This is a genomic window from Betaproteobacteria bacterium (genome assembly GCA_009693245.1).
Taxonomy (GTDB): domain Bacteria; phylum Pseudomonadota; class Gammaproteobacteria; order Burkholderiales; family SHXO01; genus SHXO01.
Genome location: SHXO01000014.1, coordinates 20,460 through 43,691 on the forward strand (window position 1 = coordinate 20,460; position 23,232 = coordinate 43,691).

The following is a 23,232-nucleotide window of genomic DNA, read 5'->3' on the forward strand; positions in this document are numbered from 1 at the left end:
CTATGCCTTACGCCGCCGCCACCAGATCATGCCACCGGCCGCGAGAAACGACACGGGGATGAAGACGAGAAAACTCAAACCCAGAAATCCCAGCTGCGTCTGATTCATGGAAAGTTGGCTATCCACTTTTTCGCGAGGTTGAACCGTGATGAGGCCTTCGTCGTCCGTGAGCCAGTTGAGCATGTTGATGCCAAGATCGAGATTGCCTCCCGAACCGAGATAGATGTTCGCCAGGAAGTGCCCCGTTCCCACTACAACCACCCTTTGCTTTTTCTCCTTGACGTTACGCTCCAAGGCGCCAGCGATCACGATTGGCCCGTGTACATCGCGCTTCTCGTCGAAGGTGTAGGCCTTGCTCTGCGTGTTGCTTTCGAGCCAACCCCTCGGCGAAACCTCCACCAGCGGTGAAAAACGCCAAGTCTTATCCTCGGCATTGGTGGCGATGGCGCGCGCGAAAGGAAAGGCGCTATTTAATTGGAAGTTGGTGGTGATCGCATGCATCCCATAGTTCGACGAGATGGACACCGTCGGTTGAATGCGCAGCGCCGCGGCATCGGGGTCGACGACGATACCTGGCGTAAGGTTCAAGCTCAACAGGTCCGCGATGGGTTGCAGCCCGTGTAGAGGCTCTTGGTCGAGGAGCCACAGTAGCGCGCCGCCTTTTTCCAGATAGCGCTGTAATTTCTCCACTTCTCCGGCGAGATATTCCACTTGCGGTTGCGTGATCACTAGAACGGCGGCGTTATCGGGAACCTCGGGCGCGATCGCAAGATTGACGCTGTTGACCCGAAAACCCTTATTGCCGATTTGGCGGCCGAACTCGCCCAGATCGTGGTTGGCCTGGCCGTTTAGTTTGCGCTCGCCGTGGCCGTCGACGAACATCACCAAGCGCTCCTTGTTGCGCACCAGGCGCATGAGGACGTTGGCCATCTCGCTTTCGGTGAAGTTGGTCAAGTGCTGGCGGCGTTTCTCGTATTCGATGACGAGTTCACCGTTGCTGCGCACCCCCGCCTCGGCGGTTTCCTTGGGTTGTTCGCGCGGATCGACGAAACTCAACACGATGCCGGGCTTGATGCGCTGGTAGGCCGCGATGAATTCCTTGATCTGCCGCTGCAAATCTCCCAGCGCGGCATCCTGGGGCGTGGCATAGGCGGTGACCTGGATGGCGCCTTTGATTTTTTTCAAGACATCCACGGTGGGTTGGGTCAGCGAGTTGCGTTTATTCTGCGTGATATCCCACTCGATCTTGCTGTCCTTGAGCACATAGACCACCAGCACGGCGATGGCGATGGCGAGCACGGCAAAGGAGCTGTTCTGTAGTAGCGACTGAAGCCGTAATTTTTTGTTCGCCTTCATGCGCGCACCCGGTCGCCTTCCAGGCGGCGCACCGCCAGCCCCGTGAACAATAGCACCAGCACCACGTAATAGGCCGCATCGGCCAAGGACAACACGCCCTTGGCGAAACTCTCGAAATGGCGTACCAGTGAAAGCATGTGCATCGCGCTATCCGGATCGGAGGTGCCGATGTTGATCAACCACAGGAGCAATAGCACGGCATAGGTTCCCACCGCGGCGACAATGGGTTGTGCCGTGAGAGACGATAGGTACAAGCCTATGGCCGCGAACGTGGCGCACAGGAGCAGCAGCCCCATGGTATTGGCGGCCAGCATGCCGGTATCGATTTTTCCACCGGTCAACAATGCCACACCCATCAACGCGATCAATCCCACGGGAATGGCCAGGAAGGCGAAAAGGGCCGCGAGCTTTGCCACCACGATCTGCGTAATGGACACGGGCGCGGAGATCAGGAAGACCAAGGTTTGATTGCGCCGCTCTTCGGCGATCAAGCGCATGGACAGCAGCGGCACCACCATCAACATGAATATGGCGGCGGTGCCGAACACCGGCGTGATGACCCACTCGGTGATGCCGGGAGCGCCCGGGTTGGCGGCGATTTGCATCTGAACATCCAAGTAGGATTGCAGCCTGGACAGGAAAATCCAGGCGCATACCAGCTGTAAAAATGCGAGCACCACCCACGCCAAGGGCGAGGAGAACAGGATGCGCAATTCCTTGGCGGCGATAGTTCGGATCATGCGGCCCCCTTGGCCAGCGGCGCGGGCTCATCGCCCTGCGTCAGTTGCGCGAAAACGTCCTCCAAGGAGGCTTCCTCGCCCGCCAAATGGAAAAGCCCCCAATTGCCCTCCACCGCTGCGCGCACCAGCGCGTCGGTGGGGTCCTGGTGGTCCGCGTGAAACACCCGCAATAATCCGTCACGCCCCGGTTCCACCGCCGTGACCCCAGGCAGCGCCTTGATGTTGTCCATGGAAGGGGAATGTCGCAGGCCAAGGCGAATGGTCTGAGCCTTGCGCGAGCGCTTCAGGGCCTCGATGCTGTCGTTGTAGACGATAGTGCCCTGATACATGATTTGCACGCGATCGCATATGGCCTCCACCTCGGGCAGGATGTGCGTGGAGAGGATGACGCTGTGCTTGCCTCCCAGTTCGCGAATGAATTCCCGGATGTCGCGAATTTGATTGGGGTCCAATCCCACGGTGGGCTCATCCAGTATCACCACGTCCGGGGAATGGATGATGGCCTGCGCGATGCCCACGCGTTGCTGGTAACCCTTGGAAAGGGTCCCGATCACCCGCCCTCCGGCGTCCCACAACCCGCACTTGCGTTTGGCGTTGGCCACCGCCTCGGTGGCCTGCTGCTTGGGAACGCGGTGCAGCCGGGCGGCCAGGCGCAAGAACTCGTCCACGGTGAGTTCGCGATACAAGGGAGGCGATTCGGGCAGATAGCCGATACGAGTTTTCGCTTGCGTGGGATGTTCCAGCAGATCCACGCCGCAAATGCTGACGCTGCCCGTGGTGGGGGCGAGATTCCCCGTGAGCATTTGCATCGTGGTGGTCTTACCAGCGCCGTTGGGGCCGAGTAGGCCTAATACTTCGCCACGGCGCAATTCGACATTGACGTCCCGCACGGCGCGCTTATCCCCGTAGTTGCGGGACAGATCCTGGGCGGATACCGTTACTTCAGATTGGTTGGATTCGCTCATGTAGGAATGCAAATGGAATAACTGGACGCCAAGTGAAGCACGAGTTAACCACGATTGATCCACGTTGGGTTAGCATGGGCAGGTAACTTGCTCCTGGTTTTTCCCGAGTGGCTTGAGGCGGGCCGCAAATATACCTAAACTGGAGCCCATATTGAAAGACGTTCGCGCTTGGGCTTACCCGTCGCGACCCAGTTACAAACCCCAGCGCGGCAGCCCGGTAACGAGTTGAGCGCCCAGTAAGTAAGGATTTTGCCATGCCCATGCCGCAGGGTTCGGTTTTTATCTCCGTAGTTTATTTGCTGGTGTTCGGGGGCTGCGCGCAGTCCGGCACGGCTGTAAGGCCCGCTTCGAACTCTGTCCATCTTGCTTTCTCGGACGTGCTTTTGAGCCAGCTGAGCGATCCAGCCGAGGACAACGCCAGTGAAGGGATCACTCCCGGTGGCGATGAGCGCGCCCAGGGCGCCGCGGAGGAAGCTGTTCCGCGCGGCTCGCTTCCCCAGCGAGCTCTCGACCAGGAAATCCTCTACAAGTTCCTGTTGAGCGAAATCGCGGGCCAGCGCGGTAACGCCCAACTTGCCGCCCAGGGTTACTACGATCTTGCCAAGAGCACGCGCGATCCGCGCTTGGCGAAGCGGGCCGCGGAAGCGGCGTCCCACGCCAAGATGAATGCCCTTGCGCTGGATGCGGCATTGCTTTGGTACGACACGGACAAGGGCAATAAGCAGGCGCAACAAGCCCTCGCCAATGCCTTTGTATCGGCCAACAAGCTCCAGGAAGCCAAACCCCATCTTCAGCAACTCATCGCCAAGGAAAGTAATCCCGTGCAGGCGCTCTTGCAGCTCAACAACCTGCTGTCGCGCCACCAGGATAAGAATGCTGTACTCACCTTGGTGAGGGACGTGGCGAAGTCCTACCCCAAAGCCCCCGAGGCTCATTTCGCCGTCGCGCAGGCCGCGGTGGGTGCGAGCAAGTTCGATGTGGCGTCCGCGGAAATCAAGGAGGCACTCAAGCTCAAACCCGATTGGGAGGCCGCGCATCTTTTCAACGCCCAATTGATCCAGCAAAGCGAATCGCCCGCGAAGGCCCAGGAATATTTGCGCGGCGTCGTGGAGCAATACCCCAAAGCCAAGGATCTGCGGCTGGCATACGCGCGCGCGCTGGTGAACGGCAAGCAGTTGCCCGCCGCGAAAGCTCAGTACGAGAAATTACTGGAAGAATTACCCAATCACGCGGATTTGGTGGTGACCACCGGTCTCATCAGCTTGCAGCTCAACGATTTTCCCTCGGCGGAACGCTATCTCAAGCGCGCACTCGACCTGAATTACAAGGATCCCGAAGCCATCAAGTTCTATCTCGGGCAGACCTTCGAGGAGCAAAAACGGACCGGCGAGGCCATGAAGTGGTATCAGTCCGTGGAAGGCGGCGAACAATACGTTTCCGCGCACACGCGCTATGCTTTTTTTCTTGCCAAGCAAAACAAATTGAGCGAAGCGCGCCAGCACCTGAAACAAGTGCGCGCGGAGGACGAGGAGCAGAGGATTCAACTCACGCAAGCCGAAGCTCATATATTGCGCGAGGCCAAATCTTTCCAGGAATCCTACGATCTGCTCAAGAAAGCGCTCGAAGGAAAGCCTGACCACCTCTATTTGCTCTACGATCTCGCCATGGTGGCGGAGCGCTTGCAGAAGATCGACGTGCTGGAATCGAGCCTCCGGCGCGTGATCCAGCTCAAACCCGACCACGCCCAAGCCTACAACGCCCTGGGTTACACGCTGGCCGATCGCAACGAACGCTTGCCCGAAGCCAAGCAGTACGTCGAGAAGGCATTGAAGCTCTCCCCTGGGGACGCCTTCATTCTCGACAGTCTAGGTTGGGTGCACTACCGCATGGGCAATCACAAGGAAGGCTTGGAGTATTTGCAGCAGGCCTTCGCCCAGCGCCAGGATCCAGAGATAGCGGCGCACCTGGGGGAAGTTCTTTGGAAGAATGGCCGCCAGGCGGACGCGGAGAAAATTTGGCGCGATTCCCTCAAGGAGCATCCCGAGAACGATGTGCTGGTGGACACCGTCAAGCGCTTCCTGCGCTGAGTTCCGGCGCGGAGAGTGCGTTCCTGCTTGGTAGGTCTTGTCGCGGCGTTGGTGCTCACAGGGTGCGCGAGTAGCGCCAAGCGAGACCTCGCGCCAGCTGACCCAGCGGCCATTGAAAGTTTCGAGCTCAGCGGCCGGGTGAGCGTCAAGGTCAAGGCGGAGAATAAGGGTTATCCGGGAAAGATACGCTGGCAGCACCAAGGTGCGATGGAGGATCTATGGATCTATACGCCTCTCGGTAATCTCGTGGCCCATCTGGAGCAAGACGAGAACACTGCGGCGATCACCACGGCGGAAGGGGAGGAATACCGCGCCGGCACCCTGGCTTTTCTCGCGCGCGATGTCCTGGGCTACGATCTGCCCATCGATGCCTTGCAATACTGGGTCCGCGGCCTAGAGTGGCCAAAGGGCCGCACGAGCCGCGTGGTGAAAGATGACAAAGGGCGCTTGGCCGTGCTGGCACAGGACCACTGGGAAGTGTCCTATCAAGCGTGGGGCGATCACGATGGGTTACCCTCGAAAATGATCGTGGAAAACGAAGAGATGAAGCTAAGCCTGGTCATAGACCAGTGGCGGTTGCGCGATCTGGGCGAAGGGGAGAGCAAATAGCCGCATTTGCGGGGTGCACGCTGAGAATTCCTGCCCCGGCCAAACTCAATTTGTTCCTGCATGTCACCGGCCGCCGCCCGGACGGCTACCATCTGCTCCATACCCTCTTCCGCTTTATCGAGTATGGCGATGAGTTGTCCCTCACCCTGCGCCCGGATGGGCAGGTGAGCCGTGGCGAGGGGCCTCGAGAGGTGGCGCCGGAACAAGATCTCAGTGTGCGGGCTGCCCGGTTGTTGCAGGCCGAAACCGGCTGCAAACTCGGGGTGGATCTGCGAATCGTCAAACGCATTCCCATGGGCGGCGGGTTGGGAGGAGGGAGTTCGGATGCCGCTAGTGTGCTAGTGGGATTGAACAGGCTCTGGGGGCTTGGGCTTTCCCGGCCAGCGCTCATGGTCTTGGGCGCTAAACTGGGCGCGGATGTTCCGGTTTTCGTGTTTGGGCGAAGCGCTTTTGCGCAAGGGGTCGGCGATGAGTTATCCGCTATTCGCATCGCGCCCGCCTGGTACGTGGTGCTAACTCCAAGCATCCATGTGGCCACGACAGCGGTTTTCGCTGAGCCGAAATTGACACGAAATTCGAATCCCCTCAGAATACCCGCCTTTTTTGCAGGGCAAGGACGTAACGACCTTGAGGCCGTCGTCCGGGAGCGCCACGTGGAAGTAGACCGGTGCCTGCGCTGGTTGGCCGAACAAGGGCCTGCAACCATGAGCGGTTCCGGGGCCTGTGTGTTCCGTGCGGTGGATTCAGAGGCGCAAGCGCGGGCAATTCTCGCGAGGCTTCCAGAAAACATGGCCGGGTTCGTGGCGCGCGGGTTGGATCAACATCCCCTGTACCATTGGCTTAACCATGGGCTTGGCGCGGGGTCCGAGAAATAAAGTCTGTTGGGGAGTCGCCAAGTGGTAAGGCAGCGGATTTTGATTCCGCCATTCGTAGGTTCGATCCCTACCTCCCCAGCCAATCAACGGCAGGATTTAGGAGCTGGGGTGCATTTCCCCAGATCCTAGATCCTAGCTCCTAGCTCCTCGAATTCGATCCCATGGCCTACGATAGTTTGATGGTATTCACCGGCAACGCCAATCCGCGCTTGGCGGAAGACGTGTGCCGCCATCTCAATATTCATCTTGGGCGCGCCACGGTCGGTAAGTTCAGCGACGGCGAGGTCATGGTGGAACTCCTCGAGAATGTTCGGGGCAAGGACGTTTTCGTGTTGCAGTCCACCTGCATGCCCACCAACGACAACCTCATGGAAGTCGTGCTCATGGCCGACGCGCTCAAGCGCTCCTCGGCGGGGCGTATCACCGCGGCGGTTCCCTATTTCGGTTATTCGCGCCAGGACCGGCGGCCGCGCTCGGCGCGGGTGGCCATCAGCGCCAAGGTGGTGGCGAACATGTTTCAAGCCGTGGGTGTGGACCGCTTGCTGACGGTGGACCTGCACGCGGACCAAATCCAGGGTTTCTTCGATATTCCCGTGGACAATATCTACGCCGCGCCTATCCTGCTGGGAGATATCTGGAAGCACGGGCACCAGAATTTGGTGGTGGTGTCGCCGGACGTGGGTGGCGTGGTGCGAGCCCGCGCCCTGGCCAAGAGGCTGGAAGCCGATCTCGCCATCATCGACAAACGGCGCCCACGCCCCAATGTCGCCACGGTGATGAATATCATCGGCGACGTGGCGGGACGCACTTGCATCATCATGGACGACATGGTCGATACGGCGAACACCCTATGCGAGGGTGCCTCGGCCTTGAAGGAGAAAGGCGCTGAGAAGGTGATGGCGTACTGCACACACGCGATACTTTCCGGCAACGCGGTGCAACGAATCCGCGGCTCGGCGCTGGACGAAGTGGTGGTGACGGATACCATTCCCCTGCGCGAGGAGGCGAGGCAATGCGGGCGTATCCGCCAATTGAATATCGGAGAGTTGCTCGCCGAGACCATGTTGCGTATCAGCAACGAGGATTCGGTGAGTTCGCTCTTCATGGAGTAGCCAAGGGCGTGAGACGTGAGACGTGAAGTGCGATGGGAGCAGCAGTTCCTCTCACGCTTCACGTCTCAAGCTTCACGCTTCGTCGTCAACCCGTTATCTGGTCGCGGATAACGTCACTAGGAGTAAGAAGTCATGTCAATCGAAGTTAATGCAAGTCCGCGTTCGGCACAGGGCAGAGGTGCGAGCCGCCGCCTGCGCCACGGCGGCAAGGTACCCGGAATACTCTATGGTGGCGGGCAGGATGCGGCAAGCATCGAAGTGGATCACAAGGACTTGCTGGCCAAGCTCAAGTTGGAGGCTTTTCACGCGTCCATCTTGAATCTCAACATGGGCAGCGAAAAAATGCAGGTGTTGCTGCGCGATTACCAGATGCATCCTTTCCGGATGGAAGTGGTGCACGTGGATTTTCAGCGCGTTGCGAAGGACCGCAAGATCCACATGCGCGTACCCCTGCACTTCGTGAACGAGGAGATCGCGCCCGGCTTCAAGACGGGTGGTGGCGTTGTCCAGCACGTCATGTCGCAACTTGACGTGATCTGCCTGCCCGCGGATCTGCCCGAGTACATCGAGGTCGATCTCTCCACCTTGCAGATCGGCCACTCCATCCACTTGGCGCAGTTGAAGCTGCCTAAGGGTGTGGAATCCACCCAGTTGCGTTCGGGAGACGATGCGGTCGTCGCGACCATTCCAGTGCCAAGGGCAGAAGCCGTGGTGGTGGAAGAAGTGGCTCCGGCTGCCGCCGCCGCTGCCGCTCCGGCTGCCGCCGCCGCGCCCGCCGCGGGTTCGGCGAAAGCACCCGCCGCCGCGAAGGCACCTGCCGCCGCGAAGGGCGGAGACAAGAAGTAAATTTATCCTTTGGAACCAGGGCCCGCCTGGTGAAGACCAGGCGGGCCTTTTTGTTTGAACTTTTCAAGAGATCACTAGGATGCGGCTCGTGGTAGGGTTGGGCAATCCGGGACGGCAATACGAGCGCACCCGCCACAACGCCGGGTTTTGGTGGGTGGAACGTCTCGCCCAGATGGCCAAGGTGGAACTGCGTCCGGAGCGCAAGTTCAGCGGCTACGTGGGGCGCATCCCATCGCCCTGCGAGTGTTGGCTCCTGCTCCCCCAAACGTATATGAATGCCAGCGGGCAGGCGGTTGAAGCGCTTGCCAATTTCTACAAGATTGCCCCGGAGGAAATCCTGGTGGTGCATGACGAACTCGATTTGGTTCCAGGTGCCGCCAAGCTCAAGCACGGCGGCGGGGCAGCGGGACATAATGGATTGAAAGACATAGCGGCGAAATTGGGACAGAGCTTCTGGCGCCTGCGCTTAGGCATCGGGCATCCCGGTCAAAGGGATGTGGTGGTGGATTACGTGCTGCACCCCCCTAGCCAAGAAGACGCGGAGCTGATCTCCCAGGCCGTGGACCGCAGCCTGAAAGTTTGGCCCTTTATCCACGTGGGTGAGATGGAGAAGGCGATGCATGCATTGCACACCAAGGGGTGAGGCGTGAGGCGTGAAGGGTGGGGGCCTAACGCTTCACCTCTCACGCTTCACCCTTCACGGAACTCACTATGAAATGCGGAATCGTCGGCCTGCCTAACGTAGGCAAATCCACCTTGTTCAACGCGCTTACCAAGGCAGGTATCGCGGCGGAGAACTACCCCTTTTGCACCATCGAACCCAACGTCGGGATTGTGGAGGTGCCCGATGCCAGGCTGGCGGCTCTCGCGGCCATCGCCAAGCCGCGGAAGGTCGTCCCTGCCATCGTGGAGTTCGTCGACATTGCGGGCCTGGTCGCCGGGGCCTCCAAAGGCGAGGGCCTGGGAAATCAATTTCTCGCCAATATCCGGGAGACCGATGCGATCGCCCACGTGGTGCGATGTTTCGAGGATGCCAATGTCGTCCATGTCGCAGGCAAGGTCAATCCCGTCTCGGACATCGAAACCACCAACACCGAACTGGCGCTCGCGGACCTGGCTACCGTGGAAAAGCAATTACTGAAGTACGGCAAGGCCGCCAAAGCCGGCGGAGATAAGGAAGCTCAGCGCCTGGTCGCCGTACTGGAAAAGGTGCTGGTGGCCTTGAACGCGGGGCAGCCCGCTCATTCCCTGGATTTGTATCCCGAAGAGCGGCACGTGCTCAAGCCCATGTTCCTCCTTACCATGAAGCCCACCATGTACGTGGCCAATGTCGCCGAGGGCGGGTTCACCAATAACCCCATGCTCCGCCAAGTGGAGGAGTACGCCGCCAAGGAAAAGGCCCCGGTCGTGGCCATCAGTGCGTCGCTGGAAGCGCAGATCGCCGATCTGAGCGACGAGGACAAGCAAGTGTTTCTCTCCGATGCGGGTCTTCAAGAGCCTGGATTGAATCGCCTCGTGCGCGCCGCTTATCAATTGCTAGGCCTTCAGACCTACTTCACGGCCGGGCCCAAGGAAGTGCGCGCCTGGACCATCCACACGGGCGATACAGCCCCGAAAGCGGCCGCCGTGATTCACACGGACTTCGAGAAGGGCTTTATCCGCGCCGAAGTGATCGCTTACAACGACTATGTGAACCTGAAGGGCGAACAAGGCGCCAAGGAGGCAGGAAAGATGCGCCTCGAAGGCAAGGAATATGTCGTGCGCGACGGCGACGTCATGCATTTCCGCTTCAACGTCTAAATGCGTTTTCATGTCATGAGCTATCCTAGAGGATCCGGTGTATTAAAAAATATCAAGTATTAACAAATATATAGTAGTTCATTGGCATTCGCTTATTTCCGTTGCAAGCCGAAAGTAATGCGGGTATCGTTGAGGGTACTGAATCAGGATACCAACGGAGATACCCGCAATGGCCCTCACTGATACCCTCATTCGCAATGCCAAGCCCATAGCGAAACCCGTAAAGCTGGCCGACGGCAGCGGGCTGCACCTAGAGCTGCGACCGACCGGCAGCAAGCTATGGCGCTACCGCTTCCGGCTGCACGGCAAGGAAAACGTTTTCGCATTGGGCGAATATCCAGCGCTCTCACTTGCCGATGCTCGGCAGGCTCGGAATGATGCCAAGAGCCTAGTTAAGCAGGGCATCAATCCGGCAGATCAACGCAAGCTAGACCGTCTCCAGGCAACTCACGCTTCGCGGGAAACCTTTGAAGCGGTGGCGAAGGAATGGGCCGAAAACCGAGCCGTTGAATCCAAATGGTCGGACTCCTACCGGCAAGGCGTGAACCGGGTACTTGAGGGTGATTTAATCCCCGCACTCGGGAGCCTGCCCATGCGTCAAATCAAAGCGGCACATCTGCTGGCGGCGCTTAGGGGTATCGAAAAGCGGGGCGCTCGCACGGTTGCGGCTAAGGCTCGCTTCCTTTCCTCCGAGATTTGGCGCTATGCGGTGGCGACCCTGCGCGCCGATAGCGATCTGGCGGCGTCATTACGCGGTGCAGTGCGGATGCCAGAGCATGAGCATCATCCTTCCCTCAAGCGCGACGAAATACCCGCATTCCTTGCGGCGCTAAACAACTATTCTGGCCGGAAAGAAACAGCGACTGCACTTAAGTTGCTGCTCCTGCTTTTTCCGCGTCCAGGCGAATTGCTCGGGGCCGCTTGGGCTGAATTTGATTTAGATGCGGCGCTTTGGCGGATACCGGCGGAGCGTATGAAAATGGGCGAAGAGCATTTAATCCCGCTGCCGACCCAGGCTGTCGATTTGTTGCGAGGGCTCAAGTTTCTGACTGGCGACTATCCTTACCTATTCCCGCACCGCGATCACCGATTAAAGCCAATGACCGATGCCGCTTTGCGGCAAGCCCTCCGTGTCTTGGGCTACTCGCGCAAGTTGACCCCGCACGGATTCCGGGGGACGGCAAGCACCGCGTTAAACGAATTAGGTTACCGGGGCGACTGGATAGAAAAACAATTAGCGCATGAGGAAAGCAAGCGGAGCCGCGCTTCGTATAACCATGCCATATATCTCGAAGATCGGCGGAATATGCTTCAAGGGTGGGCTGACCTGATAGACGAAATGTCCGATCCGAATAGCAAAGTGACGCCGATCAAGCGGGCGGCGGCGTGAAATGTAAAAGGGGGACGCGATGAGAATCATTAGGTTGATTACTTACGCGGGGATTGTGTTTAGTGTTGCAGGGTGCGATGGATTGGATAGTGACTTTTATCCTTACCGGATGAACGGCCTGAATGCATACGCTTACAACTTGGATTCCGGCGAATCCTTCTTTGCTGGGTTTATTGAGGCAAATTACTTCAAGCGCGAAGCGGCATTAGTGCAGTGCGCCGATGCTGCTTCCTGAAAGGCGCGGCAATTGCACATGCAAAAATGGGGTTATGTTTGCTGTACGGCTACCAGTGAAGAAAGCTGCGTGACGAAAGTAAAATAGGCATTGTTGTAAATGTCGCAGATTGCTGTCGGAAAAGGGTGGTCTTCCCGTGACTGGAGTCCCAAGGTACTCGGCCTTCGCGTCCGTGATATAGCCCTCGCGTACGCGTTATGGCGTTTTAACTGAATTTGCAAGGTCACGGTCTTACCCGTCCCTGTCGCGCCCGTGATCAGCCCGTGGCGGTTGGCGAGGGCGGGGAGCAAGGCGATTTCTTCAGGGCTTTTCGCGACGACTAATGGAGCGGCCATGATCGGTTCCGGGCGAGATTACGAGAATTACGAGGAGGCCCTATGCTACACTTTTCGCCATCGAGACTCGGTCTTCAACCCTTTCTCCAACCCTCAACACCGTGGCAATAATTGCCACCACTGGACGTCATGGCAGGTCATAGCAAGTGGGCAAACATCAAGCATAGAAAGGCCGCGGCCGACGCAAAACGCGGCAAAGTCTTTACCAAGCTCATCAAGGAAATCACCGTTGCGGCCCGCGTGGGCGGTCCCGATCCAGGCATGAATCCGCGATTGCGCTTGGCGGTGGACAAGGCCTACGAATCCAACATGCCCAAGGATAACGTCGAGCGCGCCATCAAACGCGGAAGCGGTGAATTGGAAGGCGTGAATTACGAAGAGGTCCGCTACGAAGGTTACGGCATCTCTGGGGCCGCCGTGATCGTGGATTGCCTTACCGACAATCGTACGCGTACCGTGGCCGATGTGCGCCATGCCTTTAGCAAGCACGGAGGCAATCTAGGTACGGATGGTTCCGTGGCGTTCTTGTTCAAGCATTGCGGCCAGATCGTATTCGCGCCTGGGACGAGCGAGGACAAGGTGATGGAGGCGGCCATCGACGCGGGCGGAGAAGACGTGCTCACGCACGAGGATGGCAGCATTGAAGTGGTGACTGGCCCGCAGGATTTTCTTCGCGTCAAGGAAGGCTTGAGCAAGGGAGGTCTCAAGGCCGGTCTCGCGGAAATAGTCATGAAACCCTTGAACGAGAGCGTGCTCTCCGGCGAAGACGCCGCCAAGATGCAGAAATTGCTGGATGCCTTGGACGCGCTCGACGACGTGCAAGATGTCTACACCACCGCCGTCCTGGACAACTGATAGCGCGTGACAGCGGCCGCGCAAAGCGTTCGAATTCTTGGAATCGACCCTGGGCTGCGTGTGACGGGCTATGGCGCCATCACGCGCGCGGGCCAGAAGGTTAGCTACCTCACCAGTGGTGTTATTCGCACACCGGAAAAAGGCACGCTGCCCGAGCGCCTCGGCGCCATATTGAGCGGGCTGGGCGAAATCATGGATGGATGGCAGCCCGAGCAGGTCGCGGTGGAAAAAGTGTTCGTCAACGTCAATCCCCAATCCACGCTTTTGCTTGGGCAGGCACGCGGGGCCGCCATCTGTGCCGCCGTGGCGCGCAAGTTACCGGTCTCCGAATACACCGCGTTGCAAGTGAAACAAGCGGTCGTCGGTAATGGTCATGCGGCCAAGGAGCAGGTGCAGGAGATGGTGCGCCGTCTACTCGTGCTGTCCAAGAATCCCAGCGCCGATGCGGCCGATGCGCTGGCGTGCGCCATTTGCCATGCCCATGGCGGCCTGGGTCTTGGGCGCTTGGGCACGGCGGGATTTCGCATGCGCAATGGCAGGCTCCTATGATCGGGCGCCTGGCGGGAACCCTCGTCGGCAAGCAGCCCCCCACGGTGGTGATCGACGTTCAAGGCGTGGGCTATGAGGTGGATGTGCCCATGAGCACCTTTTACCAATTGCCGGCTAACGGCGCGAACGTCACCTTGCGGATCCAGATGATCGTGCGGGAGGACGCCCATCTGCTTTATGGCTTCGCCAGCGAAGGCGAGCGCCAGGCGTTTCGCCAACTCCTTAAGGTGAGCGGGATTGGACCGCGCACCGCATTGTCCGTGCTCTCGGGGATGACCGTGGACGAGCTTTATCGAACCATTGCGGCGCAAGAGACCGCGCGCTTGACCCGCGTCCCCGGTATCGGGCGCAAGACAGCCGAACGATTGCTGCTCGAACTCAAGGATAAGCTTGCCCCCGTGGCCGGTTCCCACGAAACTGGCACGCAAGCGTCGGCGCGCGGCGATGCCTTGAACGCGCTGGTGTCGCTGGGTTACAACGAGCGCGAGGCCGCCGCCGCGTTGGCGAAGGTGGATAGTGCATTACCGGCGGGAGACGCCATTCGCCAAGCATTGAGGCAACTATCGAAGGTACTATGATTTCCTTGGCCGCCGGCGGCCAAGAACGAATGATGTAGAGATTGGATAGACCGCATCGCGATGTGACACGTTAAAGAACAGGAGGGAAAAGTGGGTAGGGCAAACGCAGGATGGCGGGTGGCAATGGTCATCGCCGGCATCGTTCTAACGGCGGCGGCAGGCGCTCAGGGCAAGCAAGAAAAAATCGAGCAACTGATCAACATGCACGATCTGAAGACGACCGTGGCCATCGGCAATTATTTTCTGAAACAAGAGAGTTTGAACGCGGCCCGAACCCAGTTGTACCGTCTTGGCCAAGAACAAAAGCTCGGCAAGGATTGGGGTCCCAATGACCCGCAATGGAAGCAAGCCGAGGAAGCCATGGTCAAGGTCATGATGCGCGACGCGCAACGCGATTTTGCGAGCTTAGAATGGCTGTTGCCCGAGTGGCGGGAATTGTCCAACAAGGAATTTGACGAGACGGAATTGGATACGCTGAAAGCGCATTTCGCCACGGAGGTAGGCCGCAAGCAATTGCAGATCACGGATCATGGCGTGGCTTTTCATGTGATGGCCGCGCTGACCCTCGGCGGGCGTATGCAAGGCATGGTGCCAGGCGCGGAAGCGGAGCGGCGTGAGATGCAAACACTCTACGACCAGGAAGACCGGGAAATGCGCTTCGACATCAACGAGAATCCGGAGAGTGTTCGCTTCGCCATGTCGCCGGTTGGAAAAAAATACTTCGTCAACGCAGTGCTCAAGGTAACGGGCCGCATCAGCCAGCGGCTTTATCGAACGGTGGGAGAAATGCCCAAACGTGCCGAAGCCGCCTTGCCCGAGGCGGCTCCGGCGCTCGATGCGTTTCGCGCGCGCTCCCGCCAAGGATAGGGCCCGCGCGGACCCATGACCGCGATCGAGACGGACCGCCTTGTGGCGCCGGACACCATGCCTCAAGAGGAGGCGGTGGAGCGTGCGCTGCGGCCCAAGGCGTTACAGGAATATGTCGGGCAGGAGAAGATCCGCTCGCAACTTTCCATCTTCATAGAAGCGGCGCGTAACAGGAAGGAATCGCTGGATCACGTGCTGCTGTTCGGTCCGCCAGGATTGGGCAAAACCACGCTTGCCCACATTATCGCCAGGGAAATGGGCGTGAACTTGCGCCAAACGTCGGGACCGGTGCTCGAGCGCGCGGGAGATTTGGCGGCATTGCTGACCAATCTCGAGCCCAATGACGTCTTGTTCATCGACGAGATCCACCGGCTAAGTCCGGTGGTGGAAGAGATTCTCTATCCCGCGCTCGAGGATTTTCAGATCGACATCATGATCGGCGAGGGGCCCGCGGCGAGGTCGCTGAAATTGGACCTGCCCCCTTTCACCTTGGTGGGGGCGACCACGCGCGCTGGAATGCTGACCAATCCGCTACGGGACCGCTTCGGCATCGTGTCGCGCCTGGAGTTTTATACGGCCGCGGAGCTTACCCGCATCGTGGAGCGTTCCGCCGGATTGCTGGGCGTGCGCATAGAGCGGGAAGGCGCGGAGGAAATCGCCAACCGCTCCCGCGGGACCCCGCGCATTTCCAACCGCTTGCTGCGGCGCGTGCGGGATTTTGCCGAGGTCAAGGCACAAGGCGTGGTGACGCGAGAGGTGGCGAACAGCGCGCTGTCGATGCTGGACGTGGATCCCATAGGGCTCGACGTGATGGACCGAAAGCTGTTATTGGCGGTATTGGAGAAATTCAGTGGCGGACCCGTGGGCCTCGATAATCTTGCCTCGGCCATCGGCGAGGAATCGGACACCATCGAAGACGTTCTGGAACCCTATCTCATCCAGCAAGGGTATTTGCAACGCACGCCTAGGGGAAGGATCGCGACTTTGGCGACTTACCGGCACTTCGGGCTCACCGTTCCCAGCCAGTCTCTCCAACCCGGCTTATGGGGAAGGTAGCCTATCTAATGGCCTGCCGCCGCATTATGACGATGGAATCGGGTTTATCTCTTGCTTGTAACTTAGTTTGACAAGTTTCCGAGACTCCCCCAGATTCGTTCTTCCAGTGAGGGTGTATTTCCAGGACACCGATGCGGGGGGCGTGGTATTCCACGCTACATACTTGAACTTTTTAGAGCGCGCGAGAACTGAGTGGTTGCGCAGTCTGGGGATCGCATTGGGCGCGCTGGCCGCTGGCGAACAGATGTTGTTCATCGTACGCAGGTTGCAGGTGGATTTTAGAAAGCCCGCCAAGCTCGACGATCTACTGCAAGTCGGTGCCAAGCTCGCCAATCTTGGACGTGCCCAGATCACGCTGAAACAGCAGGTGGCTAGAAACGATGAACTATTATTGGACGCACAGGTAAATCTCGCTTGCGTGAGCCCTGGGGATTGGCGCCCAGTACCATTGCCCGAAACGATTCGAAATCAACTCGGCCCACCGCAAGGCCGGCATAAGGAAAAAAAGTGAACGTCACCCAAGATCTCTCGGTCATCACGCTGGTCGCAAACGCCAGCTTGCTGGTGAAATTGATCATGGGCATCCTGCTTTGTCTTTCGGTGCTCTCTTGGTGGTTTATCTTCCGCAAGTGGTTGGTGTTGCGCGACGCGGACAAAAAGGCGGATGACTTCGAGCGCACGTTTTGGAGCGGCCCGGATCTAAACGCCCTCTACCAATCGGTGGTGAGCGCGCGCCGTGCCTCGGGCACCATGGAGCGCGTGTTCGAGTCGGGTTTCAAAGAGTTCGTCAAACTCAAGCGGCAAACGGGGCTCACCGTTTCGGTGGTGATGGACGGTACCCGCCGGGCCATGCGTGCCACCTACCAGCGCGAAATGGACCGCCTGGAGGCGCATCTCGCGTTTTTGGCGACGGTGGGAGCGGTGAGCCCATATGTGGGCCTGCTCGGAACGGTGTGGGGCATCATGAATGCGTTTCGCGGACTCGCGAACGTGGAGCGCGCCACGCTGGCCAACGTGGCACCAGGAATCGCCGAAGCCTTGATTGCGACCGCCATAGGATTATTCGCCGCCATTCCCGCGGTGATCGCCTTCAATTACTACTCCCGCCACATCGAGCGGCTATCCACGCGTTTCGATAGTTTCATGGAGGAGTTTTCCAACATATTGCAACGCCAGGGAAGCGGCGGAAGTTAGAGACATGGCAGCCTACGGCAAGCGCGGGGGATCGAACCGGCTCATGAGCCAGATCAACGTCGTGCCATATATCGACGTGATGCTGGTCTTGCTGGTGATTTTCATGGTGACCGCGCCTCTTATCAGCACCAGTTACGTAGATTTGCCGCAAATCTCCAAGTCCAACGCTCCGCCCGCGGTGCCTATCGAGGTGGTCATCAAGGCCGACGGCAAGCTCTACATGCGCGACAAGGACAAGGGCGCCGAGAAGCCCATTACGCTGGATGGATTGCTGGCAAGCATCAAAGAGAAACAAACTCGCAATCCCGACCAGCCTGTCGTCATCGCCGCCGATCAAAGCGTGCTCTACGGCAAGGTGTTGGAAGTGATGGACGCATTGCAGCGTAACCACGTGAAGAAAGTCGGCCTACTTGCGAAACCGAGGCCAAGCTAATGCAAGCGGGCCATCCCGAACCGGGGCGAATACCCTCCGGATTGCTTGCCGTCGGAGTTCACCTCGCATTCTTCGCCTTGATATTTTTTGGGGTGAGTTGGCAAACCAGGATTGTCGAACCCATCGTCGTGGACATGTGGGAAGAGCTTCCGAGCGAGAAACCCGCGCCAGTGGTGGCGCCACCCCCAGCCCCCAAACCCCCGCCCAAGGTTGAGGTGAAGCCGCCCCCGCCTCCCAAACCGGAGACGCCGAGCAAGGCGGACATCGAACTCAAGGCTAAACAAGAACTCGAGCGCAAACGCAAGAAGGAAGAGGCAGACCAAAAGAAACAAGAGGAGGAGAAAAAGAAAGAGGAGCTTCGCAAGAAAGAGGAAGAGCGCATCGAGGAAAAGAAACGCGCCGACGAGGAGCGCAAGCTTGAACAAGAAGCACGCAGGCGCGAGGATGCGCTGTTGGAGCAAAAGACCAAGGAAGACGAAAAGAAAAGGAAAGACTATGAATTGCGGCGCAAGCGCGACGCGGAACAAGCCTCCGCGCAGATCCGGCTACTGGAAGAGCATATCGGGCGAATTCGCGCCAAGATCCAAAGCAAGGTTAACCTGCCTCCCGGACTCGCCGGTAATCCGGAAGCACACTATAGCGTGACCCTTTTGCCTGGCGGTGACGTGTTGGAGATAAGGCTGGTAAAGTCCAGTGGTGTCGCGGCCTACGATCTCGCCGTCGAGCGGGCTATCAAGGCCTCCGAACCGCTGCCGGTGCCAAGCCAGCCCGAATTGTTCCAACAGCTACGAGTCATCAATCTAAAATTCCGGCCGTTAGAATAGGTCGGCGTTATCCGCATGGTTAGCTCCTAACGCATGAAAGGTTTGGTAACGAGTGCGATACGTGACCATCTACCCGATAGGTTCTATAATTTAGGCTAATGCCAATGTCCTTTCGATCTCGCCTCATCCCAGCGGCTCCGCGGCCGGCCGCCGGCCATTCGTGGGGAATGTTGCTGCCGGTGCTGGTGGCGCTCGCGTTCTTGGCCGTGCGACCCGCTTCGGCGCAGCTCACCATTGAGATTATCGGCGGCGGGCAAGCCAAGCTGCCCGTAACCGTGTTGCCTTTCGCGGGCGAGGAGCTCTTTCAACACCGTATCAATGAGATCGTGTCGGCGGACTTGCTGCGCAGCGGATTGTTCAAGCTCGGCGCCCCCGGGGACGCAAGGCCCTTCCCGGCGGAGCCGGCCGAAGTGAAATTCGGCTATTGGCGCGACAAGGGCGATCAGACCTTGGTCATTGGGAAAGTCAGTCAGCGCCCCGACGGGCGGCTCGAAGTGCGGTTTCGCCTGATGGACGTCACCAAGCAAGCGCAACTGGCTGGCTATTCCTACGCCGTGACCGTTCAGCAATTGCGTGCCACGGCGCACAAGATCGCTGACGTCATTTACGAGAAGCTTACCGGTGAACCTGGAATATTCGGCACTCGCATCGCCTACGTTGCCAAGACCAGCACGCGTTTCGAATTGCACGTGGCCGACGCGGATGGCTTCAATTCGCAGTTCATATTGGCGCACAAGGAACCCATCATGTCGCCGGCTTGGTCGCCCGACGGTTCGCAAATCGCCTATGTATCTTTCGATCGCCGAAAATCCATCGTTTTCTTGCACAACCTGAAAGATGGTTCGCGGCGTATATTGGCGAATTTCGAGGGCAGCAATAGCGCGCCGGCCTGGCATCCCGATGGCAAGCGCTTGGCCATCGCACTTTCGCGCGATGGTTCGGGGCAGATTTATATAGTTAATGCCGACGGTTCGGGATTGCAGCGTCTTACCCACAGCAATTCCATCGACACGGAACCGAGCTTCGCGCCAGACGGGAAGTCGCTGTTATTTACTTCGGACCGCGGCGGTAGCCCGCAAATCTACCGAATGTCCGTGAGCGGCGGCGAAGCCGAGCGCATGACCTTCGATGGTAGCTATAACGTGACACCGCGCTACAGCCCGGACGGGAAATCTTTTGTGTACGTGCAACGCAATGGCGGCCGCTACAACGTCGCCATCATGGATCTTGCTAGCCGGCAAAGCCTGGCGATCACCGACAACCCCTTGGACGAATCCCCGAGTTTCGCGCCTAACGGAAAACTCGTTTTGTACTCGTCGGTAGGCAAGGGCCGCAGCACTCTTGCCGCCGTTTCAAGCGATGGAAGGATCAAGCAGCGCTACACGGCCCAGGCACAGGATGTCCGAGAGCCGGCGTGGGGACCGATTCTGGCGGATCGTCAATAGGCAATCATCGATAGGGAGTTATTTAATGAATAAAGTGTGGGTAGGATTTGCCGCCGCGTTGTTGCTTACCGCGTGCGGAGGAAAGGGTTTCCTGGGTGGTAATCAAGCAGCCGTCGAGCAGCGCGACTTGTTCGAGAAGAAGGAGGCGGAGAAGAAACAATCTCAATCGGCCGAGCAGCAGGCCAAGGAAAAGCAAGTGGCCGAGGAGCAGGCGCGCTTGAGGGCGCTGGCGGCGCAGCAAGCGCAACAGAACGGCGGCTCGCCAGGGACAGCCGATCAGGGCGAGCAACCGGTGGTGGCTCCGCTTCCACCCACTTCGCTTACGGAACAATCGTTGAAGGATTCCTCCGCGGCGATGAACGACCCGGGCAATCCGCTTTCCAAGCGCAGTGTTTATTTTGGCTACGATAGCGTGAGCGTGGAGTCGGAATACTCCCACATCGTGGAAGCGCACGCCAAGTTCCTTCTCGATCATCCGCAGGTAAAAGTACGCCTGGAAGGAAATTGCGACGTGCGAGGCAGCCGCGAGTACAACCTGGCCTTGGGCCAGAAACGCTCCGATTCCGTTAAACGCGCCTTCGCGCTACTGGGCGTGCCTGCCGCGCAATTGGAAAGTGTGAGTTTCGGCGAGGAAAAACCACGCATGCAGGGCGATACGGAAGAGGCGCACCAAGAGAACCGGCGTGTGGACATCGTCTACGACATGCCCAAGTAAAGGCCAAGCCCATGGGAGTTCAGCGCACAGCCTGTGCTCTTTGCATCGCTTCTCTACTTTGGGCGAGTGCGCCTGTGTTGGGAGAGGAATCCATCCTGCTGGCGCAGGCGGACATTGTGCGCGGTGACAAGAACCGCGGCGTGATCGAGCTGATGAACCAGATGGAAGCCCTTAGCGCGGACGTCAATCGCATGCGTGGCCAGATCGAGGTGCTCAGCAACGCCATCGAGGGCGCGCAGAAACGCCAGAAGGACATGTACCTGGATTTGGACAGCCGCATGCGGCGTTTCGAACAGGACGCTTCTCCGGAGAACCAAGCCAAGCGTGAGAAGCATCTTTCCGATTTGGAGGCGCGCATCAAGCGCTTGGAGCAAGAGGCTAACGCGGATACGGCGAAGCGAGACAAGCAGATCGGAGATTTCGAAGCGCGCATCCGCAAGCTGGAACAGCAGGCCGTTGGTACGGCTTCCGCGGCAGCGGCGCAAGACGTGGTTCGCCGCGCTTACGATGGCGCCATGAATAACTACAAGATGGGCGATTATCAGGGGGCCGTGTCGGCGTTCGATGCGTTCATCAAGCGTTATCCCACCGATGCCATGGCCGCCAATGCCAAGTATTGGATCGGGGATTCCTATTTCAATCTGCACGATTTCCGGGCGGCCGTAGGAGCGCAACAGGTCTTGATAAAAACTTATCCGGAGAGCTCCAAAATCCCGGATGCCATGCTGAATTTGGGAAGCGCTTACGCCGCGCTGAACGAAACGTCGTCCGCACGCAGCACTCTCGAAGATCTCATCGCGAAGTACCCCTCTTCCGAAGCCGCAGATAAAGCGCGCCAGCGACTATCGCGGCTGAAGTAGCGAATGCCTCTTGGGTGCGCGAGCGCCGGCGGCTAGAATAGAGCGCCATTTTCGCGCAAGCCGCCATGGACGATCCCCTCCAGCTAGCCGTGCTCGTCGCCTGGGCTTCCTTTGCCCTCGCCTTTTTGTTTGGGGTGATTGCTAACCGCACCCACTTTTGCACCATGGGCGCCGTGTCCGACGTCATCAACATCGGAGACTGGTCGCGCATGCGCATGTGGTTGCTGGCCATCGCGGTGGCCATGGTATGCACCAATGGGTTAGTGCTGGCGGGTATCTTGGACTTATCCAAATCCTTCTATACCGGCGAGCGCTTCCTATGGCTTTCCCATATCGCGGGCGGTGCACTCTTCGGCGTAGGTATGACCATCGCGTCGGGATGCGGGTCCAGGAACTTGATCCGCCTAGGTGGCGGTAATTTGAAATCGCTGATCGTGTTGGTGTGTATAGGCATCTCCGCCTACATGACCTTGAAGGGATTGTTTGCCTTGGCGCGGGTGAACCTGCTGGACTCCGTGGCGCTGCATCTACAGGGCGGGCAGGATTTGCCCAATGTACTCGTGCGCCACATTGGAACTGGCACATCCGTGGCGCGCATTGCATGCACCGCTGTGATCGCCACTTGTATCGCAATCTTCGTTTTTGCCGATGCGGGATTTCGCCGCAACCGAGAATATGTGACCGCCGGGCTTCTCATCGGAGTGATTGTCGCGGGTGGCTGGTATGTCACCGGCCGCATCGGTTATCTGGCGGAAGACCCCAACACCTTGAGCGAGGCTTTCGTTGGCACGAACTCCAAGCGCCCCGAGTCCTTCACCTTCGTGGGGCCCGTCGGGTACTCCCTGGAGTTGCTTATGTTATGGACGGATACTTCCCTGAAGGTCACCTTCGGTATCGCCGCGGTGCTGGGATTGTTTGCCGGGGCCCTCGTCTATTCCCTTGCAAGCAGGAGCTTTCGTTGGGAAGGATTCACGACAGCCGCTGACTTGCGAAATCACATCATGGGAGGCGTGCTCATGGGATTCGGGGGAGTGACGGCGCTGGGGTGCAGCGTTGGCCAAGGAATCACCGGGCTATCGACCCTCGCCTTGGGTTCATTCCTCACTTTCATTTCCATCGTCCTGGGCAGCGCCTTGACCATGAAATGGCTCTATTGGCGCACGCAACGCGGTGGTATCTGAATTCCCAGTACTACTTAAGTTCCTATTTCACTGCCTGAAGTTTGACACCCCCTAGGGGCATAAGTAGAATTCCGGCCCTTTGGGTGGTTAGCTCAGCTGGTAGAGCAGCGGACTTTTAATCCGTTGGTCGCGAGTTCGAATCTCGCACCGCCTACCAAATGAAACAATGGCTTGTATATAGGCATGTCATTTTTTATTTCTTCTGGGGTTACGCTGGGGTTACGTTCCCCTTTCGCGCCGCACCCTTAATCCGCACAATATTGAGTGACTGCAAGCCAGGATGGAACCGCTGGCAATTGCGGAAGGTGACTTAACTACCTACCGC

At 58.6% G+C, this 23,232-nt stretch carries 25 protein-coding genes, 2 tRNA genes and 1 pseudogene; 24 read left to right on the forward strand and 4 right to left on the reverse strand.

All coding sequences use genetic code 11. The features are described 5' to 3' along the window. The 3 genes from EXR36_03885 to EXR36_03895 are packed head-to-tail and all read right to left on the reverse strand — an operon-like array spanning window position 1 to window position 3,061. A complete protein-coding gene (locus tag EXR36_03885; GenBank protein MSQ58792.1) occupies window positions 1-1,356 on the reverse strand; it encodes an ABC transporter in 1,356 nt (451 codons plus the stop codon). Next, a complete protein-coding gene (locus EXR36_03890) occupies window positions 1,353-2,096 on the reverse strand; it encodes an ABC transporter permease (GenBank protein ID MSQ58793.1) in 744 nt (247 codons plus the stop codon). The genes EXR36_03885 and EXR36_03890 overlap by 4 nt, the downstream gene beginning before the upstream one ends. After that, a complete protein-coding gene (locus EXR36_03895) occupies window positions 2,093-3,061 on the reverse strand; it encodes an ABC transporter ATP-binding protein (protein ID MSQ58794.1) in 969 nt (322 codons plus the stop codon). Before EXR36_03895 ends, EXR36_03890 begins: the two co-directional genes overlap by 4 nt. A gap of 254 nt (window positions 3,062-3,315) precedes the next feature. On the opposite strand from EXR36_03895, the gene EXR36_03900 reads away from it, so the two are divergent. From EXR36_03900 to EXR36_03945, 10 genes are all read left to right on the forward strand, one after another. Further along, window positions 3,316-5,148: a tetratricopeptide repeat protein gene (locus EXR36_03900; GenBank protein ID MSQ58795.1), complete on the forward strand. Its 1,833-nt coding sequence runs from the start codon at window positions 3,316-3,318 to the stop codon at window positions 5,146-5,148. A gap of 15 nt (window positions 5,149-5,163) precedes the next feature. Next, entirely contained in the window at window positions 5,164-5,757 is a 594-nt protein-coding gene (gene lolB / locus EXR36_03905) for an outer membrane lipoprotein LolB (protein ID MSQ58796.1), read from the forward strand. 20 nt (window positions 5,758-5,777) lie between these two features. Next, entirely contained in the window at window positions 5,778-6,632 is an 855-nt protein-coding gene (locus EXR36_03910) for a 4-(cytidine 5'-diphospho)-2-C-methyl-D-erythritol kinase (GenBank protein ID MSQ58797.1), read from the forward strand. A gap of 7 nt (window positions 6,633-6,639) precedes the next feature. After that, window positions 6,640-6,714 (forward strand) — tRNA-Gln (locus EXR36_03915). 79 nt (window positions 6,715-6,793) lie between these two features. Further along, the gene (locus EXR36_03920; protein MSQ58798.1) at window positions 6,794-7,744 is read left to right on the forward strand and encodes a ribose-phosphate pyrophosphokinase; all 951 of its coding nucleotides are present in this window, start codon (window positions 6,794-6,796) and stop codon (window positions 7,742-7,744) included. Window positions 7,745-7,876: 132 nt separating this feature from the next. Beyond that, a complete protein-coding gene (locus EXR36_03925; GenBank protein ID MSQ58799.1) occupies window positions 7,877-8,590 on the forward strand; it encodes a 50S ribosomal protein L25/general stress protein Ctc in 714 nt (237 codons plus the stop codon). 70 nt (window positions 8,591-8,660) lie between these two features. Further along, complete coding sequence (locus EXR36_03930) at window positions 8,661-9,233, forward strand: aminoacyl-tRNA hydrolase (GenBank protein ID MSQ58800.1); 573 nt, start codon at window positions 8,661-8,663, stop codon at window positions 9,231-9,233. A gap of 68 nt (window positions 9,234-9,301) precedes the next feature. Continuing rightward, window positions 9,302-10,390, forward strand: a complete 1,089-nt coding sequence (ychF, locus tag EXR36_03935) for a redox-regulated ATPase YchF (GenBank protein ID MSQ58801.1) — start codon at window positions 9,302-9,304, stop codon at window positions 10,388-10,390. Window positions 10,391-10,559: 169 nt separating this feature from the next. After that, on the forward strand, window positions 10,560-11,780 hold the full coding sequence (locus EXR36_03940) for a DUF4102 domain-containing protein (GenBank protein MSQ58802.1): 1,221 nt from the start codon (window positions 10,560-10,562) through the stop codon (window positions 11,778-11,780). 19 nt (window positions 11,781-11,799) lie between these two features. Further along, window positions 11,800-12,015, forward strand: coding sequence for a hypothetical protein (locus tag EXR36_03945; GenBank protein MSQ58803.1), 216 nt, complete (start codon window positions 11,800-11,802; stop codon window positions 12,013-12,015). A 212-nt stretch (window positions 12,016-12,227) separates the two neighbouring features. On the opposite strand, the pseudogene EXR36_03950 reads toward EXR36_03945, so the two are convergent. After that, window positions 12,228-12,350, reverse strand: a pseudogene (locus EXR36_03950) (DUF853 family protein). A 129-nt stretch (window positions 12,351-12,479) separates the two neighbouring features. Between EXR36_03950 and EXR36_03955 the strand changes: the two are divergent. The 14 genes from EXR36_03955 to EXR36_04020 all read left to right on the forward strand — a co-directional run bounded on the left by EXR36_03955 (window position 12,480) and on the right by EXR36_04020 (window position 23,064). Next, entirely contained in the window at window positions 12,480-13,205 is a 726-nt protein-coding gene (locus EXR36_03955) for a YebC/PmpR family DNA-binding transcriptional regulator (GenBank protein ID MSQ58804.1), read from the forward strand. 6 nt (window positions 13,206-13,211) lie between these two features. Beyond that, complete coding sequence (gene ruvC / locus EXR36_03960; GenBank protein MSQ58805.1) at window positions 13,212-13,754, forward strand: crossover junction endodeoxyribonuclease RuvC; 543 nt, start codon at window positions 13,212-13,214, stop codon at window positions 13,752-13,754. Then, the gene (ruvA, locus tag EXR36_03965) at window positions 13,751-14,332 is read left to right on the forward strand and encodes a Holliday junction branch migration protein RuvA (GenBank protein MSQ58806.1); all 582 of its coding nucleotides are present in this window, start codon (window positions 13,751-13,753) and stop codon (window positions 14,330-14,332) included. The genes ruvC and ruvA overlap by 4 nt, the downstream gene beginning before the upstream one ends. A 90-nt stretch (window positions 14,333-14,422) precedes the next feature. Continuing rightward, the gene (locus EXR36_03970) at window positions 14,423-15,199 is read left to right on the forward strand and encodes a hypothetical protein (protein ID MSQ58807.1); all 777 of its coding nucleotides are present in this window, start codon (window positions 14,423-14,425) and stop codon (window positions 15,197-15,199) included. 15 nt (window positions 15,200-15,214) lie between these two features. Beyond that, window positions 15,215-16,255 carry a Holliday junction branch migration DNA helicase RuvB gene (gene ruvB, locus EXR36_03975; GenBank protein MSQ58808.1) on the forward strand — a complete coding sequence of 347 codons (1,041 nt, stop codon included), beginning with the start codon at window positions 15,215-15,217 and terminating at the stop codon, window positions 16,253-16,255. 67 nt (window positions 16,256-16,322) lie between these two features. Beyond that, window positions 16,323-16,766, forward strand: coding sequence for a tol-pal system-associated acyl-CoA thioesterase (gene ybgC / locus EXR36_03980; protein MSQ58809.1), 444 nt, complete (start codon window positions 16,323-16,325; stop codon window positions 16,764-16,766). After that, the gene (gene tolQ / locus EXR36_03985; protein MSQ58810.1) at window positions 16,763-17,449 is read left to right on the forward strand and encodes a protein TolQ; all 687 of its coding nucleotides are present in this window, start codon (window positions 16,763-16,765) and stop codon (window positions 17,447-17,449) included. Before ybgC ends, tolQ begins: the two co-directional genes overlap by 4 nt. 4 nt (window positions 17,450-17,453) lie before the next feature. Further along, the gene (tolR, locus tag EXR36_03990) at window positions 17,454-17,882 is read left to right on the forward strand and encodes a protein TolR (protein ID MSQ58811.1); all 429 of its coding nucleotides are present in this window, start codon (window positions 17,454-17,456) and stop codon (window positions 17,880-17,882) included. Beyond that, the gene (locus tag EXR36_03995) at window positions 17,882-18,706 is read left to right on the forward strand and encodes a cell envelope integrity protein TolA (protein MSQ58812.1); all 825 of its coding nucleotides are present in this window, start codon (window positions 17,882-17,884) and stop codon (window positions 18,704-18,706) included. The genes tolR and EXR36_03995 overlap by 1 nt, the downstream gene beginning before the upstream one ends. Window positions 18,707-18,810: 104 nt before the next feature. After that, the gene (gene tolB / locus EXR36_04000; protein ID MSQ58813.1) at window positions 18,811-20,151 is read left to right on the forward strand and encodes a Tol-Pal system protein TolB; all 1,341 of its coding nucleotides are present in this window, start codon (window positions 18,811-18,813) and stop codon (window positions 20,149-20,151) included. 355 nt (window positions 20,152-20,506) lie between these two features. Continuing rightward, entirely contained in the window at window positions 20,507-20,866 is a 360-nt protein-coding gene (gene pal / locus EXR36_04005; GenBank protein ID MSQ58814.1) for a peptidoglycan-associated lipoprotein Pal, read from the forward strand. Between the two features lie 11 nt (window positions 20,867-20,877). Continuing rightward, a complete protein-coding gene (gene ybgF, locus EXR36_04010) occupies window positions 20,878-21,726 on the forward strand; it encodes a tol-pal system protein YbgF (GenBank protein MSQ58815.1) in 849 nt (282 codons plus the stop codon). Window positions 21,727-21,791: 65 nt separating this feature from the next. Further along, entirely contained in the window at window positions 21,792-22,907 is a 1,116-nt protein-coding gene (locus EXR36_04015; GenBank protein ID MSQ58816.1) for a YeeE/YedE family protein, read from the forward strand. A gap of 81 nt (window positions 22,908-22,988) precedes the next feature. Continuing rightward, window positions 22,989-23,064, forward strand: a tRNA-Lys gene (locus EXR36_04020). Window positions 23,065-23,232: the final 168 nt, after the last annotated feature.